The following is a 17,335-nucleotide window of genomic DNA, read 5'->3' on the forward strand; positions in this document are numbered from 1 at the left end:
ACTGTGCAGCTCCCTCGGCCTAGTACGAGAAGGCCATCGGCTTGTCGGCGTCCCGGGAGTCGCCGCCGATCTTCGTGGGCGGGTCGAGGTCGGCCGCGGTGAGCTCCGGCGGGCCCGCCTTGACGTACTTGACCAGCAGCTTGACCTCGACGACGGCGAGGATGGCGTACAGCGTGGTGAAGACGACCATCGAGGTGATCACCTCGGCCTGCGAGACGCCGGGGGAGACCGCGTCACGCGTCTGGAACAGGCCGTAGACGACCCACGGCTGGCGGCCCATCTCGGTGAAGATCCAGCCCCATGAGCTGGCGATCAGCGGGAAGCCCAGGGTGAGGATCGCGATGCGCCAGTACCACTTGGTGAGGGTCGGGCCGAGCGCCTTCTTCGGCAGCAGGACGAGATGCGGCACCTCGTCGTCGCCCACCCTGAGGTGCTGCGGCAGCATGAACTTCTTGCGGGTCAGCCACAGTCCGGCCAGACCGATGGCGAACGACGTCATGCCGAAGCCGATCATCCACCGGAAGCCCCAGTAGGCGACGGGGATGTTGGGCCGGTAGTCGCCGGGCCCGTACTTCTCCTGCTCGGCCTTGTTGACGTCGTTGATGCCGGGCACGTACGAACTGAAGTCGTCCTTCGCGAGGAAGGACAGCAGGCCGGGGATCTCGATGGCGACCTTGTTGTGGCCCTTGTCGACGTCGCCGACGGCGAAGACCGAGAAGGGAGCCGGCTTCTCGCCGTCCCACAGCGCCTCGGCCGCGGCCATCTTCATCGGCTGCTGCTGGTACATGATCTTGCCGAGTACGTCACCGCTGATCGCGGTGAGGAGGCCGCCGATGACGACGGTGACCAGGCCCAGCCGGAGCGAGGTCTTCATCACGGGGACGTGCTTCTTGCGGACCAGGTGGAAGGCGGCGATGCCGACCATGAAGGCGCCGCCGGTCAGGAACGCCGCGGTGAGCGTGTGGAAGACCTGGGCGAGCGCGGTGTTCTGGGTCAGCACCAGCCAGAAGTCGGTGAGCTCGGCCCGGCCCTTCGCCTCGTTGATCCGGTAGCCGACCGGGTGCTGCATCCAGGAGTTGGCCGCGAGGATGAAGTAGGCCGACAGGATCGTGCCGATGGAGACCATCCATATGCAGGCCAGATGGATCTTCTTCGGCAGCTTGTCCCAGCCGAAGATCCACAGGCCGATGAAGGTGGACTCGAAGAAGAACGCGATCAGTGCCTCGAAGGCGAGCGGCGCACCGAAGACGTCACCGACGAAACGCGAGTAGTCGGACCAGTTCATGCCGAACTGGAACTCCTGCACGATGCCGGTGACCACACCCATCGCGATGTTGATCAGGAAGAGCTTGCCCCAGAACTTGGTCGCCTGGAGGTACTTCTCCTTCTCCGTCCGCACCCACGCCGTCTGCAGACCGGCCGTGAGCGCGGCCAGGGAGATCGTCAGGGGGACGAACAGAAAGTGGTAGACGGTGGTGATTCCGAACTGCCATCGCGCCAGGGTCTCCGGCGCCAAAGCCAGGTCCACGTCGCCGCTCCTTACATACGCTTGTGAAAGCGTTCACATTCACAAGCCATTATGCAGCACGCACTTTCGAGCGCCTTGAGGGGGTCCCTGTCTCCCCCGTCACAGTGAGACTCTTGGCTCCAACTTCAACATATTGTTGAATCAGTGGCATGCACGCACCGACGCCGCTACAGATACGGATCTCCTGGCCCGCGGGCCATCTCACCGCCTCGCTCGACGACACCCCGACCAGCCACGCTCTCGTCCAGGCGCTGCCGCTCGTCTCCACGGCCCGCACCTGGGGCGCCGAGGTGTACTTCGACACGGGAGTGTCGGTTTCACGTGAAACAGGCGCCCAAGAGGTCGTCGAGCCGGGCACCGTCGCCTTCTGGACCGACGGCGATGCCCTCGCTCTCCCCTACGGCCCCACTCCGATCTCACGGGGCGATGAATGCCGCCTCGCCGGCCCGTGCAATGTCCTGGGGCGCCTCGACGGCGATCCCGGGCTGCTCGCGACCATGCGGGACGGAGACCCCGTCCGCGTGGAAGTCCTGGACGCCTGACCAGGCTCGCGGAGTGATGCGGCGCGCTGCCTCCCGGCCGGCACTGAAGCCCTACTGCTCCTTACGGAACCCTTCCGCCACCTTCAGGAAGATGTCGTTCGCCTCGGCTTCCCCGACCGTCACCCGCACACCCTCGCCCGGGAACGGCCGGACCACCACACCCGCCTGCTCGCAGGCCTGCGCAAACGCGACCGTACGCTCCCCCAGCCGCAGCCAGACGAAGTTGGCCTGGGTATCGGGAACCGTCCAGCCCTGCGAGCGCAGCCCGTCGACCACGCGCGTGCGCTCGCACACCAACGAGCCCACCCGGCCGAAGAGTTCGTCCTCGGCCCGCATCGAGGCGATCGCCGCCTCTTGCGCGAGCTGGCTCACGCCGAACGGCACCGCCGTCTTGCGCAGCGCCGCGGCCACCGGTTCGTGGGCGATGGCGAAACCGACCCGCAGACCCGCCAGACCATAGGCCTTGGAGAAGGTACGCAGCACACAGACGTTGGGCCGGTCGCGGTAGAGCTCGACGCCGTCCGGCACCTCGGGGTCGCGGATGAACTCGCGATACGCCTCGTCGAGGACCACCAGGACATCGCGCGGGACCCGGTCGAGGAAGCGCTCCAGCTCTGCTCGCCGCACCACGGTGCCGGTCGGGTTGTTGGGGTTGCAGACGAAGATCAACCGGGTCCGTTCGGTGATCGCGTCGGCCATCGCATCGAGGTCGTGCACATCCCCGGGCGTCAGCGGCACCTGCACCGACGTCGCGCCGCTGATCTGCGTGATGATCGGATAGGCCTCGAAGGACCGCCAGGCGTAGATCACCTCGTCACCGGGCCCTGAGGTTGCCTGGATCAGCTGCTGGGCGACACCGACCGAGCCGGTGCCGGTGGCCAGGTGGGCGAGAGGCACTCCGAACCGCTCCGACAGCTCGTTCATCAGCGCCGTACAGGCCATGTCCGGGTAGCGGTTGAAGTTGCAGGCCGCCGCCGTCACGGTCTCCATGACGCCAGGCAGCGGCGGATAGGGGTTCTCGTTGGAGGACAGCTTGTAGGCCACCGGACCACCTGCCGCGGCGGGCTTGCCCGGCTTGTAGGTGGGGATCCCCTCCAGCTCGGCGCGCAGCTTGGGGCTCGTCTCGCTCACCGCAGTCCTCCTCGTGAAGACCGGCGGCCCATGACCGCCGCCGACATCCAATACTCCTCACCTTATGAGGATTCGGCGCCGCTGCGTATAGCCATGCCCGAGCAGCCGGCCTGGTCCTCCCCTGTCCCTGCGGCATCTGGGGCATCACCGCACCAAGGCGTATGAATCCGGGGGCGCGCCGCACATATATCTATGCGCCGGTGGTGCACGCCGTGGCGCGCGTCCCTCGTGCAGGTGAGTTGAGACCTCATCGCAACCTGGGCCGGTCGCCAGGCCCGTACGCGCCGACACACCACGTACTACCAAGAAAGCGCTCAACACCCATGACTTCCAAGGTGGTTGGGGTTAAATGATCATGCAGAAACGTGCCTGTCAACGCGTGCATATGCGTCCGCACTACCCCACGGCATGAGCCCTACTATCGGCTCGCCATGACAGCAGCAGGGAAGCATCAGGTGAGCCGCGCGGAAACCTCACGGCGAGGCAGTCGACCGGGTCGGGCCGGCATCAGAGACGTGGCCGCCGCCGCCGGAGTCTCGATCACGACCGTCTCCGACGCCCTCAACGGCAAGGGACGGCTCCCGGACGCCACCCGGCGCCATGTCCGGGAAGTCGCCGACCGCCTGGGCTACCGGCCTTCGGCCGCCGCCCGGACCCTCCGTACCGGCAAATCGGGCCTCATCGGCCTGACCGTGACCACGTACGGGGATGAACCTTTCACCTTCACGGAATTCGCCTACTTCGCCGAAATGGCGCGAGCCGCCACCTCCGCCGCGCTCGCCCGCGGTTACGCCCTCGTCATCCTGCCCGCCACATCCCGCCACGACGTGTGGTCGAACGTCGCCCTCGACGGCACGGTCGTCATCGACCCCTCCGACCAGGACCCGGTCGTCAGCGAGCTGGTCCGGCAGGGCCTGCCGGTGGTCTCCGACGGCCGCCCGGCCGGTGCGCTGCCGGTCACCGCCTGGGTCGACAACGACCACGAAGCCGCCGTCCTCGGCATCCTCGACCACCTGGCCGCCGCCGGCGCCCGCCGTATCGGCCTGCTGACCGGCACGACCACGGACACCTACACCCACCTGTCGACCACCGCCTACCTGCGCTGGTGCGAGCGCGTCGGCCAGGATCCGGTGTACGAGGCCTACCCGGCGCACGATCCGTGCGCGGGCGCCGTCGCCGCCGACCGGCTCCTCGCCCGACCCGACCGGCCCGACGCGGTCTACGGACTGTTCGACCCGAACGGCACCGATCTCCTCGCCGCCGCCCGCCGCTACGGCCTGCGTGTCCCGGACGACCTGCTGCTGGTCTGCTGCAGCGAGTCCACGGTGTACGCCAACACCGAGCCGCCCATCACCACGCTCTCCCTGAAACCCCGCCGCATCGGCACCGCGGTGGTGCAGCTCCTCATCGACGCCATCGAGGGAGTGGAAGCCGACCAGCCGGTGGAACAGGTGATACCGACGGAGCTGATCGTGCGCACCTCGTCCCAGCGACGCCCGCCGCGCACGACGGTCAGCCCTCCGCGCTCACCGAGGACACCGGGCTAGGCCCGGCACCGACAAGAGGAAGGACTCCCTCCTGGGGAGAAACAGGGCCGGTCCCCCGGAGAGAAGGGATCGTTCTCGCGAAGAGAAGAAGATCGCGGGCGGTCACACGGCGGTCGAAGCCCGGCCCAATCGGGGCGAAAGCCACGGTGAACTGGACTCTTGCTCTGATTCACCACCCCTGGGTCATCACATGGCACGATCCGCATTCCTATGATGGGCCCACGACACCCGCGGGCCGCTACGACCAGGCAGTCCGATGCGGTGCAATGCGGCGCGATGGTGGAGGGGTCGATGACTCAGGGGGCCGGTCAGGGACCCGAGGTGGAGCGGACGGCGACGTTGCGCGACTTCCGGGTGCCCGCGTACGTCCACGAGGCCGGTCCGTACGTCCACAGCGTCCACCCCGGCGAGGTCGCCCCACCGCCCGAGGAGACCTACCCCGAGGGATACACGCCGACCCAGCGCGACCTTCCCGTCATCAATCGGGGTGACACTGTTCAGGTGACCGTGGATCCCGAGACCGCCGCCCCACAGTCCACCACCGGGCAGGGCCCGCTGTACGTCGTGGGTGACGTGCACGGCTACCTCGACCAGCTGGTGTCGGCCCTCCAGGAGAAGGGCCTGCTCGACGCCGCCGGCAACTGGTGCGCGGGCACCGCCCGGCTCTGGTTCCTCGGCGACTTCACCGACCGCGGCCCTGACGGCATCGGCGTCATCGACCTGGTGATGCGGCTGTCCGCCGAGGCCGCCGCGGCCGGCGGTTACTGCAAGGCGCTCATGGGCAACCACGAACTGCTGCTGCTGGGTGCGAAGCGGTTCGGCGACACACCCGTCAACTCCGGCGCGGGCACCGCCACCTTCCAGGCTGCCTGGCTGCTCAACGGCGGCCAGAAGACCGACATGGACCGCCTCCAGGACCACCACCTGCAGTGGATGTCCCGCCTGGACGCCATCGAGGAGGTCGACGGCCACCTGCTCGTCCACTCCGACACCACCGCCTATCTCGACTACGGCCGCTCCATCGAAGAGGTCAACGACACCGTCCGCGAGACGATCACCCGCAACGACGCCGACGAGGTCTGGGACCTGTTCCGCAAGTTCACCAAGCGGTTCTCCTTCCGCGACGAGGGCGGCGCGGACGCCGTGCGCTCCCTGCTCGATACGTACGGGGGCACCCGCATCGTTCACGGGCACAGCCCGATCCCCTATCTGCTGGGCGAGGTCGGCTCCGAGGACGACGAGGACAACCGCGACCCCGTGATCGAGGGACCGCACGTCTACGCCGACGGACTCGCCATCGCGATGGACGGCGGTGTGACCATGGCCGGAAAGCTGCTGGTCCAGCAACTGCCGCTCAATACGTGACCGTTCACCGGGCAGGCGTCCCCGGTCGGAGGACCGGGCCGGTGAGGGGCCAATTTCGGTAAACCCCCTGTCACCGCATACCCTCACCGCTCTACCATCGGCCTATCCGTAGCAGGCTCCCCTCCGTTTCTGCCCGACGGCTCGTCAGCATGCCGAGCCCCAAGCCCTACGGAGCATCGGGGGATGCACATGAACAGCGTTCCGCAGCACCTGCTGAGCGAGGACCGCCAGGAGTACGAGCGGATCCTCGATGAGGCGCTGCGCTCCGCACCACACCGTCCGGAACTGGCCGCTGTCGGACAGCGGCTCAACCCCGAACAGCTGCGCACCATGGCGCTGAGCGCCACCGCGCTCATCACGGCGGCCGCCTCGACCGAGTACCAGCACTACGTCAAGGTCCGCGACGAACTGCGTCAGCCGGCGTCGGCCGGCTCACCGGCCGGGCGCGGGTCCGACTCCTTGGAGCCCGGCGCGGGTGCCTCGGGGCTCGCTGCCACCGTCGGCGGAGTCGCCGAGACGACCGGCGCGGGCGCCGTCGCCGTCGTCGCCGTCCTGGCACCCGTCCTTGCCGGTACCGCCGCGGCGATCTTCCTGCTCGTCGGCTACATCCTTCGGATGCTCGACCCCGAGCAGGGGTTCGCCCGGACCATGCTCACCACGGGCTGGGTGTTCGGTGCCGTGACCGCGGTCGCGATCCTCGTCGCCGCGGTGGGACTGCTGCTCACCGCTCTGCGCAACAAACCCACGGCCGAGGGCGGGCCGTACGGCGAACTGCGGGGCGAGGTGGCCCAGGCCAAGGAGGCCTGGCAGGAGGCCCTGCTGCAACGCGGCATCCTGCCTTTCCTGCGGGAGGCACTCGCCGATCCCGGCGCGGCCGCCGCGCTGCATCCCTCGCCCTCGTCCACGCCGGTCAGCCGCATGCCGCACCTCGGCTACGGTCGCCCGGGGTTCACCAGCCCGGACGACGGCGACCGCGGCTCACGCCCCAGCTTCAGCAGCCCGGACTACACCAGCCCGGACTTCGGAGGACCGGAGCACCAGCCGGAGTGACCACGGGAGCCTCCCGGGCACCCCGCCCGCCACGGGCGGTGAGACCCCGGGCGGCTCCTCGCTCGGCACGTCCCACAGCCCGGGGCCGGTCGGCCCCGGGCCGGATGGGGCGCGGGGCCCGTCGGTCCCCGCCTGTGCGCGGCGGTCAGTCCGCGATGGGCAGGTACACGCGGTTCCCGCTCGCCGCGAACTCCTTCGACTTCAGGGCCATGCCCTCCTCGACCTCGGCCCGTGTGCCGCCGTGTTCCCGGCGGATGTCCTGCGAGATCTTCATGCTGCAGAACTTGGGACCGCACATCGAGCAGAAGTGAGCCGTCTTGGCGGGCTCCGCCGGCAGGGTCTCGTCGTGGAACTCCCGTGCCGTGTCCGGGTCGAGGGCCAGGTTGAACTGGTCCTCCCACCGGAACTCGAAACGAGCGTCCGACAGCGCGTCGTCCCACTCCTGCGCACCCGGATGTCCCTTGGCGAGGTCCGCTGCGTGGGCGGCGATCTTGTAGGTGATGACACCGGTCTTGACGTCGTCACGGTTCGGCAGGCCCAAGTGCTCCTTGGGCGTGACGTAACACAGCATCGCCGTGCCCCACCAGGCGATCATCGCGGCACCGATGCCGGAGGTGATGTGGTCGTACGCCGGGGCGACGTCCGTGGTCAGCGGGCCGAGCGTATAGAACGGAGCTTCATCGCAGATCTCCTGCTGAAGGTCGATGTTCTCCTTGATCTTGTGCATCGGGACGTGGCCCGGGCCCTCGATCATGGTCTGAACGTTGAAACGCTTCGCGATCCGGTTGAGTTCCCCGAGCGTGCGCAACTCCGCGAACTGCGCCTCGTCGTTGGCGTCCGCGATCGACCCGGGCCTGAGGCCGTCCCCGAGCGAGTACGTGACGTCGTACGCGGCGAGGATCTCGCAGAGTTCCTCGAAGTTCTCGTACAGGAACGACTCCTTGTGGTGCGCGAGGCACCAGGCCGCCATGATCGAGCCGCCGCGGGAGACGATGCCGGTCTTGCGGTTCGCCGTCAGGGGCACGTACGGCAGGCGCACACCCGCGTGGACCGTCATGTAGTCCACACCCTGCTCGGCCTGTTCGATGACCGTGTCCTTGTAGATCTCCCAGGTCAGCTCCTCGGCCCGGCCGTCGACCTTCTCCAGGGCCTGGTAGAGCGGCACGGTGCCGATGGGCACGGGGGAGTTGCGCAGCACCCACTCACGCGTGGTGTGGATGTTGCGGCCGGTGGACAGGTCCATGACCGTGTCGGCGCCCCAGCGGGTCGCCCAGGTCATCTTCTCGACCTCCTCCTCGATGGAGGAGGTCACCGCCGAGTTGCCGATGTTGGCGTTGACCTTCACCAGGAATCGCTTGCCGATGATCATCGGCTCGATCTCCGGGTGGTTGACGTTGGCCGGCAGCACGGCCCGGCCTGCGGCGATCTCGTCGCGGACCACCTCGGGCGAGACGTTCTCCCGGATGGCCACGTACTCCATCTCGGGCGTGATCTCGCCGCGGCGGGCGTACGCGAGTTGGGTGACCGCCTCTCCGCGCCTGCCCCGGCGCGGCTGGCGGGGCCGGCCGGGGAAGACGGCGTCGAGGTTGCGGAGACCGCCCCGGGGCGAGGTGTGCTTGATGCCGTCGTCCTCGGGACGGACGGGGCGGCCCGCGTACTCCTCGGTGTCGCCGCGGGCGATGATCCAGTTCTCGCGCAGCGGCGACAAACCCCTGCGGACGTCGGTGTCGACGAGTGGATCGGTGTAGGGGCCCGACGTGTCGTACAGCGTGACCGACCGGCCGTTGGTGAGGTGCACCTGACGGACCGGCACGCGCAGGTCGGGGCGGGTGCCCTCGATGTACGCCTTGTGCCAGCCGATGGACTTCCCGGCCTCCTCGGACGTCTCGTCCTGGACGGAGGCAGGCGTGCGTGCGTCCTTGTTGGTCATGAGACCTACTCCCTACGCCGGCATTACCCGGTAACAGGTTCGGCGGTCGACGCAGCGTTTTCCGTCCGGCGATGTTTCGTGTGAAACATCACTCGACTCCGGCGATGTTTCATGTGAAACATCGCTGGGACGGAGGTCAGCGCCCTCTCAGCCCGGTGCTCCGAGCTCCCGCGTGTACAAAAGGTGCCCCCACGCTAGCGGCAATTCTGGCGCGGTGAACAGAGGGCCCCCCTCGTTCTTGCGATGATCGGGCGGTGACCACGACGCAGCGTCCCTCCTTCCCACCGCCCGAACCGCCCCGCGGGTCCGGCGCCGGAAACGGCAACGGCCGTGGTGACGGCCATGATTTCGCCGCCGGAGCCGGGCAGGGGCCGACCAGGCGGCAGAGCCCTGAGCTCGGATACGGGCAAGGCGGGGGGTTCGGCCCTGGAGACCGCGGTGAGTATGGGACGGGCTCCGGCAGCGGCCGGGGCACCGGTTCTCCGGGCGGTCATCCCGGTCACAGTGGCCCCCTCGGTGGGCAGGGCCCCGGACAGGAAGCCGACGGCGGGTACGGACCAGGGCCCACCGGAGGCGGCGGTCACGGCCACGGCCGAGGCGACGGGTCCGGCGGACAGGGCCACGGTCACGGCGGCGACGACGACGGACACGGCCATGGCCCGGGTTCCGGCGCGGGGGGCGGGCACGGGCACTCTCACAGTCACGGTCCGGCCACGCCGGTCTCCCAGCATCTGCGCAAGGTCATCGCGGCGATCCTGATCCCGTTCGCCGCTGCCGTGCTGGTCGGTCTCGCCGTGCTGTGGCCCGGCGGCGCTCCGGCGCACGAGCGGACCGGTGTCGGTTTCGACCGGCAGACGCAGGACGCCACCGTCACCAAGGTGGTCGAGGTGAGCTGCAAGGAGGCCGGCGCTTCGGGTGTGCCGCCCACGGGTGACACCTCCACGGCCGAGGGTTCCTCCGCGGTGCAGGAGGAGAAGGGCACCTGCAAGCGGGCGACGATCCGGGTCGACAGCGGCGACGACAAGGGCCGTACGTTCACCGAGATCGTCCAGCCCGACCAGTCCCGCCAGTTGCACGAGGGCCAGAAGGTCGTGGTCGCCTACGAGCCCTCGGCTCCGAAGGACCTGCAGTACTCGGTCACCGACATCAACCGCCGGCTGCCCATGGCACTGCTCGCGGGCATCTTCGCCGTGGCCGTGGTGATCGTCGGGCGCATGCGAGGGGTCATGGCGCTGGTCGCCCTGGCCATCAGCTTCATGGTGCTGAACTTCTTCATCCTGCCCGCGATCCTTCAGGGCTCCAACCCGCTGGTCGTGGCCGTGGTGGGCGCGAGCGCCATCATGCTCATCGCCCTGTACCTGTGTCATGGCCTGTCCGCCCGGACGTCCGTGGCGGTGCTCGGCACCCTCATCTCACTGCTGCTGATCGGCATTCTCGGCTCGGTGTTCATCGACTGGGCCGCTCTGACCGGGAACACCGATGACAACACTGGCTTGATCCACGGCCTCTACCCGACGATCGACATGAGCGGTCTGCTGCTGGCCGGCGTCATCATCGGCTCGCTCGGCGTACTCGACGACGTCACGGTCACGCAGACCTCGGCGGTCTGGGAGCTGCACGAGGCCAACCCGTCGATGGGCTGGCGGGGGCTCTACCGGGCGGGCATCCGGATCGGCCGCGATCACATCGCCTCGGTCGTCAACACACTCGTCCTCGCCTACGCGGGTGCCGCGCTGCCTCTGCTGCTGCTGTTCTCCATCGCGCAGAGCAGTGTGGGGACGGTCGCCAACAGCGAGCTGGTCGCGGAGGAGATCGTGCGCACACTGGTCGGTTCGATCGGCCTGGTCGCCTCGGTGCCGGTCACCACCGCCCTGGCGGCGCTGGTGGTCTCGGCCGACCGTCCCGGCGCGGTACCCGTCCCGGAGGCCTCCACGGTCCCGGCGCGCGGGGGAAGGGGCAGGCGCCGCAAGCGCTGACGCCTGAGTGTCCAGGGCGTCCCGCCGTCGGAGGAAGATCGTAGGACGATCTCAGGAGGAAGCGTTCCTGCACAGCTCGGCGGTGCCCGGTGAAGCGTTACTCCACCGTGCTGCCGGGCCATGTCTCAGCCGGCGCCCTGCTCGGCGAGAATGCGGTCCAGGGCCTCGTCGAGGTGCGCGTCGAAGTCGGCGAGCGAGCCCTCCTGGCCCAGCGGCACCAGCTTGTCCGTGCGGTCGAGGAAAGCGACGAGTGGTGCGGTCGACGACCGGAACAGCGCCTGGTCGCTGCCCACCTGAAGCCGGATCAACACCTCGCCCAGCGCGTCGGGTTCGACGGGCGTGACGCGTACATCGCCCTCCCCGCACGGCCGGCCGACCCCGTCGATCAGCAATTCCCGCCCGAAAGCCCACGTCACCGGGGCGTCACCGGGCAAGTGGAACGTCAGCCGGACGGCATAGGGATCACTGGACTCATAGCGCAGCTCCACCGGAATGCGGAAGGAGAGCTCCTCGGACACGAGAAAGCTCATCATGACCTCTGCTTGTACGGACTCGCGCATCGATAACCCCGTCAATCGCCGTTACTGGCCGGGAACAAACCTCTGACACTTGGTGGAATCTTGCTGAACGTACACAGCAGATCACAAGGAGTGAGTTTTCACATACTGATAGAGAGCGCGAGTGAGCCGAGCCGCCGCCCCATCTCCGCCTGCAACTGCCGGGCCGCGGGCAGCAACCGGTCGGCCTGGTGTGCGGGGAGTGAGATGGCCATCGTCGCTGCCGTTGTGCCGAGGGTGAGGGGGATCGCGGCACAGACCGCGCCCAGGGCGTACTCCTGGCGCTCGGTCACCGGATCCATCCGCCGGATCCGCTCCAGGCGCCTGAGCAGGCTGTGGTTGTCGCGCACCGTGTACGGCGTGAGGGGCTGCACGGGGTAGCGGTCGAGGTGGTCACGGCGGGTCTCCTCGTCCACTTGGGACAGCAGGCACTGTCCGACCGCGTGCGCGTGTCCGGTCTCCCGGAAGTCGGCCCATTCCTCGACCGCCGGATTGACGGGGGTGTCGGAGACGCACATGACCTCGATCTCGCCCTCGCGGTAGACCGCGTAGTACACGGGCACGCCCAGGGTGTCCCGCCAGTGCGCCAGGGCGTCGACGATCGTGCTGCGACGTTTCTGCCGCGCCCCGCTGCCGCTCAGCCGCTCGGCCGCCTCACCGAGGAAGAACAGGCCCTTGTCCCGGCGCAGATAGCCCTCGTGCACGAGTGTGCGCAGCAGGTGATACGTCGTCGGCAGCGCCAACCCGGTCTCACGGGCCAGTTGCTTGGCCGGGGCGCCGTACTCGTGCGCGGCGACGGTCTCCAGCAGGCGCATCGCGCGCTGCACGGATCCGATCAGGGTCGGCGGAGGAGGTGCGGCAGCGGGAGGCCGTGGTCCGGAAGGCGCCGCCGAGCGGGGTTGCGCGGGGACGCTGCCGAGGTGGACGGGTGCGGTGTCAGCCGGGACCAAGGGGCTCTCCCGAAGCGCGAGGGGGCAGACCCGTGCGGAGGAACACGGGTGGGGGTGTATGCCGCTCGCGGGGAAGTCCCCGCGTCGAGTTCCGGACTCTATTCGCCTGCCACCGCGTGCAGACGGCCCCACAGGGAAACTTCCCCCGCCCGAGGGAACCGGTGATTCCAGGCGTGTCCCGCTACCCCCACCGGTTTCCCACCGGTCTCACCAGTCGCTGCGCGACGAGGAGCTCGACGTGAACTTGCGTACGACGTAGATCAGTCCGCCGACCAGGGCCACGAACACCAGCACCTTGAAGAGCAGTCCGATGACGAAGCCGACCACACTGGCGATCAGCCCGCCGAACACGACGAGGGCGATGACCGGCACCGCGATCCACTTCACCCACCACGGCAGTCCCGTGAAGATCTCTCGCATCGCCCTCGTCCTTACCTCTCCGCCCGTTCGAGTGCCGGGTTCTGTCGGTCCTGTCGGATCTCTGATGTCCTGCACCCGATGCTAGGTCCGCGAGGGGTCGAACGGGTGCCTCGCATCCCTTGTCCTCCCCTGACCGATCCCCTAGAGAACCCCGAGACGCTGCCTCAGCTCTCGGGTGGAGAGAAGACCACCAGCACCCTCAGATCCTCGGTGATGTGGTGGAACTTGTGGGCGACGCCCGCCGGCACGTAGATCACGCTGCCGCGCGCCACCTGGGTCGTCTCCAGTCCGACGGTGATCGCGGCCCGGCCGCTCACGATGAAGTAGACCTCGTCCTGATTGTGCGGCTTCTGTGGATCCTGTTCGCCCGCGTCGAGGGCGTACAAGCCGACCGACATGTTCTGCTCGCGCAGAAACTGCAGGTAGGCGCCCTCGTTGGCGGCGCGCTCGGCCTCCAGTTCGTCCAGCCGGAATGCTTTCATCGCCTTGTCCGCCCCTGCCTCTTGTGCCCGTGTCCGATCAGGTCTGCCACGATCAGACACATGATGAATTTCCTAGTCAAGACGATCGCGAACGCGGGCGCTCTGGCGGTCGCCGTATGGCTGCTCGACAAGATCACCCTGACCGGTGACAGCACGGGCAAGGAGTTCGCCACCCTGATCATCGTGGCGCTGCTCTTCGGCCTGGTGAACTTCCTGGTCAAGCCGGTGGTCAAGCTTCTCAGCCTGCCGCTGCTGATACTGACCCTCGGCCTGTTCACGCTGGTCGTCAACGCGCTGATGCTGCTGCTCACCTCGTGGCTCGCGGACAAGCTCGACCTGAGCTTCCACGTGGACGGCTTCTGGACGGCGGTCGTGGGCGGCCTGATCATCTCGGTCGTCTCCTGGGCGCTGCACGTCATCCTGCCCGACGGGGACTGAGCGGACATGACGTACCGGGTCTGCTTCGTCTGCACGGGCAACATCTGCCGCTCGCCGATGGCCGAGATCGTCTTCCGTGCGCGGGTGGCCGAGGCCGGTCTGGACGAGCTGGTGGAGGTCGACAGCGCCGGTACGGGCGGCTGGCACGAGGGAGACGGCGCCGATCCGCGCACCGTGGCCGTCCTGGAGGACAACGGATACCCGGGCGGCCACACAGCCCGGCAGTTCCGGTCGTCGTGGTTCTCCCGCCTCGACCTGGTGATCGCCCTCGACTCCGGCCACCTGGGGGCCCTGCGCCGCCTCGCGCCCACCGAGCAGGACGCGGCGAAGGTACGGCTGCTCCGCTCGTACGATCCCGCCGCCGGCGACGACCTCGACGTACCGGACCCCTATTACGGGGGGATGGACGGCTTCGAGGAGTGCCTTGAGATGGTGGAGGCGGCGAGCACCGGTCTGCTCGCGGCCGTGCGCGAGGACGTGGAGGGACAGGCGGCATGAGTGATTCCGCGACGGGTGCCAGGGATGACGTGACGGGTGCCGCGCGCGAGGTGACGGGACTCGCGGGCCTGGCAGCGGGCGCCGGTGAGGGCACGCGTGCGGTGCGGGCCGGGCTGCCCGAGCCCGTCAAGCACGAACCCACCCTGCCCGGCCCGGTGTTCGCGGCCCACTTCCATCTCCCGGGCGACCCGACGGGTCCCTACACGTACGGCCGCGACGAGAACCCGACCTGGACGCTGCTGGAACGTGCCGTCGGCGAACTGGAGGCGCCCGACGCGGGCGGCTCGCAGACGCTCGTCTTCGCCTCGGGCATGGCGGCGATCTCGGCGGTGCTCTTCTCCCAGCTGCGCACCGGCGACGTGTGTGTCCTGCCCGACGACGGCTACCAGGCGCTGCCGCTGGTCCGCGCTCAGCTGGAGGCGTACGGCATCGAGGTGCGCACGGCGCCCACCGGCGGGGACGCCCAGCTCGACGTCCTCGACGGTGCGAGGCTGCTGTGGATCGAGACACCTTCCAATCCCGGGCTCGACGTATGCGACATCAGGCGGCTCGCCGAGGCGGCACACGCGCGTGGTGCCCTGGTGGCCGTCGACAATACCCTCGCCACGCCGCTCGGTCAGCGTCCGCTGGAGCTGGGCGCGGATTTCGCCGTGGCCAGCGGCACCAAGCAGCTCACCGGCCACGGCGATGTCCTGCTGGGCTATGTGGTCGGCCGGCACGCCGAGGCCATGGCTGCCGTGCGCCGCTGGCGCAAGATCGCCGGTGCGATTCCCGGGCCCATGGAGGCCTGGCTCGCGCACCGTTCGATCGCGACGCTGCAGATGAGGGTCGACCGGCAGAGCGCCACGGCCCTTGCCGTCGCGCAGGCGCTGCGCGAGCGGCCCGACGTGGCAGGGCTGCGCTATCCCGGGCTGGCCGACGACCCCGCCCACGAGGTCGCCGCGCGGCAGATGCGGCGCTTCGGCTGCGTCGTGTCGTTCACGCTGCCCACCCGCGCGCGTGCCGACCGGTTCCTCGAGGCGCTGCGCCTCGTGGACGATGCGACGAGCTTCGGCGGCGTGCGGTCCACGGCCGAACGGCGTGGCCGCTGGGGCGGAGACGCCGTGCCGGAGGGCTTCATCCGGCTGTCGGTGGGCGCCGAGGATCCCGAGGACCTGGTGGCGGATGTACTGCGCGCGTTGGACGAGTCGGCCGCCTGACCACCCCCCGCGGACGGTCCGAGCCTCCCCCCTCGTGGCTCGGACCGTCCTCCGGTTCCGCGCGCAAGAACCGCGTGACCAAGGCTAGTTGACTCTCTGTCAGTGTCCAATCACAGTAGCGACAGGAACCTATCGACTTATTTATAGTTGAGCACCGGCCGGGGCAGGGAGCAGGGTCCGACGAGGGGAGTCCGCGGTGGATCTGGCCTTGCTGCGGACCTTCGTAACCGTGCACCGGGCCGGCTCCTTCACCCGGGCCGCCGCCCTGCTCGGCCTCTCCCAGCCTGCCGTCACCTCGCAGATACGGACGCTGGAGCGGCAGCTGGGCCGCCCTCTGTTCCTGCGGCAGGCCCGTGGTGTGACCCCGACGAGCATCGGCGACGAACTCGCCCACAAGGCCGCACCTCATCTCGACGCCCTGGTGGAGATCACCGAGTCCGGCCTCGACGACGACTCCTCCTTACGGACGCTGCACCTCGCGGGCCCTTTGGAGTTCACCGCCGAACGGGCGCTGCCCGCCCTCACGGAACTGACCGGTGAGGACGGCCAGGGCTTCGCCTTGCGCGCCTCGTTCGGGACCGCCGAGGAGACGCTGGAAGGGCTTTCCGCCGGGCATCATGATCTGGCCATCAGTACGGCTCAGCCACGCGGTGCCCTGCTCACGGCGACTGCGCTCTGCGACGAGGAGCATGTTCTGGTCGCCGCCCCGCGCTGGTGTGAGCAGACCGGGCCCGGGCAGCCCGACCGCAGTCCGGAACCGGCCCTGGAGAAGGTGCCGGTGGTGGAGGTGCACGAGTCGCTGCCGTTCGTCTCCCGCTACTGGGCCTCCGTCTTCGACTCGCACCCGTCCGCCCCGGGCACCGTGATCGTCCCCGACCTGCGTGCGGTCCTGGCTTGCGCGGTGGCAGGTGCCGGCCTGGCGGTGCTTCCCCGCTATCTGTGCGCGGCGGCGCTGGAGCGGGGCGATGTCGTCGCGCTGCACGAGCCGGCGGTGCCGCCGCTGCGGACGTACTTCCTGGTGGTCCGGACCGGGACGCTTGCGATGCCCCATATAGCGCGGGCTCATGACTGGTTGCTGCGATCCTCTGCCGACTGGTGCTGAGACGCTCGGATACCTGTGCCGGGTCGCACGGACGTGAGCTGTGGGCGCTCGGGGCCGTGTCTCACTCCGGGAGCTCGGCCGGTGACGTTCCGCGATGTTTCACGTGGAACCAGCCGGGCCACATTTCACTCATGACCGTGCGACCCGTGGTCAAGCGCACCGCCCGCGCCGTTCTGCTGGACGGTGCCGACCTGATCCTGATCAAGCGCACCAAGCCGGGTGTGGATCCTTACTGGCTCACCCCCGGTGGCGGGGTCGAGCCCAAGGACTCGACCGTCGTCGATGCCTTGCACCGCGAGGTGTACGAAGAACTCGGCGCGAAGATCACCGATGTCGTGCCCTGCTTCGTGGACACCATGGAGCACATAGGGGAGGACGGCGGCGCGACCGGGGTGAAGGTGCAGCACTTCTTCGTCTGCCGTCTGGAGTCCATGGACCCCTCCCTGCGCCACGGCCCCGAGGTGGACGAGCCGGTCGGTGAGTACGAGATCGTGCGCGTGCCCTTCACCCGGGTCGGAATCGCCTCCGTTCATCTCGTGCCGCTGTCGCTGCGGCACTACCTGGACGGGAACATCGAGGGCGTCCTCGCCATGCACGCGCCGGACCTGGGCTGAGACGCC

Annotated in this window: 17 protein-coding genes and 1 riboswitch; of the genes, 10 read left to right on the forward strand and 7 right to left on the reverse strand. The window is 68.8% G+C overall.

Annotation, left to right across the window (positions count from 1 at the left end):
- Window positions 1-19: 19 nt before the first annotated feature.
- Window positions 20-1,528, reverse strand: a complete 1,509-nt coding sequence (locus tag ADK65_RS12795; protein ID WP_053670104.1) for a cytochrome ubiquinol oxidase subunit I — start codon at window positions 1,526-1,528, stop codon at window positions 20-22.
- Window positions 1,529-1,677: 149 nt separating this feature from the next.
- On the opposite strand from ADK65_RS12795, the gene ADK65_RS12800 reads away from it, so the two are divergent.
- A complete protein-coding gene (locus ADK65_RS12800) occupies window positions 1,678-2,070 on the forward strand; it encodes a cyclophilin-like fold protein (RefSeq protein ID WP_053670105.1) in 393 nt (130 codons plus the stop codon).
- 51 nt (window positions 2,071-2,121) lie between these two features.
- Here the strand turns inward: ADK65_RS12800 and hisC are convergent, their stop codons facing one another.
- Window positions 2,122-3,201: a histidinol-phosphate transaminase gene (hisC, locus tag ADK65_RS12805; protein ID WP_053670106.1), complete on the reverse strand. Its 1,080-nt coding sequence runs from the start codon at window positions 3,199-3,201 to the stop codon at window positions 2,122-2,124.
- 431 nt (window positions 3,202-3,632) lie between these two features.
- On the opposite strand from hisC, the gene ADK65_RS12810 reads away from it, so the two are divergent.
- The 3 genes from ADK65_RS12810 to ADK65_RS12820 all read left to right on the forward strand — a co-directional run bounded on the left by ADK65_RS12810 (window position 3,633) and on the right by ADK65_RS12820 (window position 7,163).
- Entirely contained in the window at window positions 3,633-4,748 is a 1,116-nt protein-coding gene (locus tag ADK65_RS12810) for a LacI family DNA-binding transcriptional regulator (protein ID WP_078955939.1), read from the forward strand.
- A 276-nt stretch (window positions 4,749-5,024) separates the two neighbouring features.
- Entirely contained in the window at window positions 5,025-6,113 is a 1,089-nt protein-coding gene (locus tag ADK65_RS12815; protein WP_107092276.1) for a metallophosphoesterase, read from the forward strand.
- Between the two features lie 183 nt (window positions 6,114-6,296).
- Entirely contained in the window at window positions 6,297-7,163 is an 867-nt protein-coding gene (locus ADK65_RS12820) for a hypothetical protein (protein WP_053670109.1), read from the forward strand.
- Between the two features lie 145 nt (window positions 7,164-7,308).
- On the opposite strand, the gene thiC is transcribed toward ADK65_RS12820, so the two are convergent.
- Entirely contained in the window at window positions 7,309-9,093 is a 1,785-nt protein-coding gene (gene thiC, locus ADK65_RS12825; RefSeq protein ID WP_053670110.1) for a phosphomethylpyrimidine synthase ThiC, read from the reverse strand.
- Window positions 9,086-9,275, reverse strand: a riboswitch (TPP riboswitch). (Overlaps the previous gene by 8 nt.)
- 72 nt (window positions 9,276-9,347) lie before the next feature.
- Between thiC and ADK65_RS12830 the strand changes: the two genes are divergently transcribed.
- The gene (locus ADK65_RS12830) at window positions 9,348-11,069 is read left to right on the forward strand and encodes a YibE/F family protein (protein WP_053670111.1); all 1,722 of its coding nucleotides are present in this window, start codon (window positions 9,348-9,350) and stop codon (window positions 11,067-11,069) included.
- Between the two features lie 125 nt (window positions 11,070-11,194).
- Here the strand turns inward: ADK65_RS12830 and ADK65_RS12835 are convergent, their stop codons facing one another.
- From ADK65_RS12835 to ADK65_RS12850, 4 genes are all read right to left on the reverse strand, one after another.
- Window positions 11,195-11,629, reverse strand: coding sequence for an SsgA family sporulation/cell division regulator (locus tag ADK65_RS12835; RefSeq protein ID WP_033309865.1), 435 nt, complete (start codon window positions 11,627-11,629; stop codon window positions 11,195-11,197).
- 98 nt (window positions 11,630-11,727) lie between these two features.
- Window positions 11,728-12,465 (reverse strand): IclR family transcriptional regulator, encoded by a 738-nt coding sequence (locus ADK65_RS12840; RefSeq protein ID WP_267889727.1) that lies wholly within the window; start codon window positions 12,463-12,465, stop codon window positions 11,728-11,730.
- Window positions 12,466-12,783: 318 nt separating this feature from the next.
- Window positions 12,784-12,996 (reverse strand): DUF5326 family protein, encoded by a 213-nt coding sequence (locus ADK65_RS12845; RefSeq protein ID WP_020271174.1) that lies wholly within the window; start codon window positions 12,994-12,996, stop codon window positions 12,784-12,786.
- A gap of 164 nt (window positions 12,997-13,160) precedes the next feature.
- Window positions 13,161-13,478, reverse strand: a complete 318-nt coding sequence (locus tag ADK65_RS12850) for a cupin domain-containing protein (RefSeq protein WP_053670113.1) — start codon at window positions 13,476-13,478, stop codon at window positions 13,161-13,163.
- A gap of 60 nt (window positions 13,479-13,538) precedes the next feature.
- Here ADK65_RS12850 and ADK65_RS12855 point away from each other — a divergent pair, with 60 nt between their 5' ends.
- The 5 genes from ADK65_RS12855 to ADK65_RS12875 all read left to right on the forward strand — a co-directional run bounded on the left by ADK65_RS12855 (window position 13,539) and on the right by ADK65_RS12875 (window position 17,329).
- Window positions 13,539-13,916 carry a phage holin family protein gene (locus ADK65_RS12855; protein ID WP_053670114.1) on the forward strand — a complete coding sequence of 126 codons (378 nt, stop codon included), beginning with the start codon at window positions 13,539-13,541 and terminating at the stop codon, window positions 13,914-13,916.
- Between the two features lie 6 nt (window positions 13,917-13,922).
- Complete coding sequence (locus ADK65_RS12860) at window positions 13,923-14,414, forward strand: low molecular weight protein-tyrosine-phosphatase (protein WP_053670115.1); 492 nt, start codon at window positions 13,923-13,925, stop codon at window positions 14,412-14,414.
- Complete coding sequence (locus ADK65_RS12865) at window positions 14,411-15,613, forward strand: cystathionine gamma-lyase (RefSeq protein WP_234352863.1); 1,203 nt, start codon at window positions 14,411-14,413, stop codon at window positions 15,611-15,613. The genes ADK65_RS12860 and ADK65_RS12865 overlap by 4 nt, the downstream gene beginning before the upstream one ends.
- A 196-nt stretch (window positions 15,614-15,809) precedes the next feature.
- Complete coding sequence (locus ADK65_RS12870) at window positions 15,810-16,715, forward strand: LysR family transcriptional regulator (protein ID WP_053670117.1); 906 nt, start codon at window positions 15,810-15,812, stop codon at window positions 16,713-16,715.
- Between the two features lie 131 nt (window positions 16,716-16,846).
- Window positions 16,847-17,329, forward strand: a complete 483-nt coding sequence (locus ADK65_RS12875; RefSeq protein ID WP_053670118.1) for an NUDIX domain-containing protein — start codon at window positions 16,847-16,849, stop codon at window positions 17,327-17,329.
- The last annotated feature ends 6 nt before the right edge of the window (window positions 17,330-17,335 follow it).

Origin of the sequence: Streptomyces sp. NRRL B-1140 (genome assembly GCF_001280065.1) — a bacterium.
GTDB lineage: Bacteria > Actinomycetota > Actinomycetes > Streptomycetales > Streptomycetaceae > Streptomyces.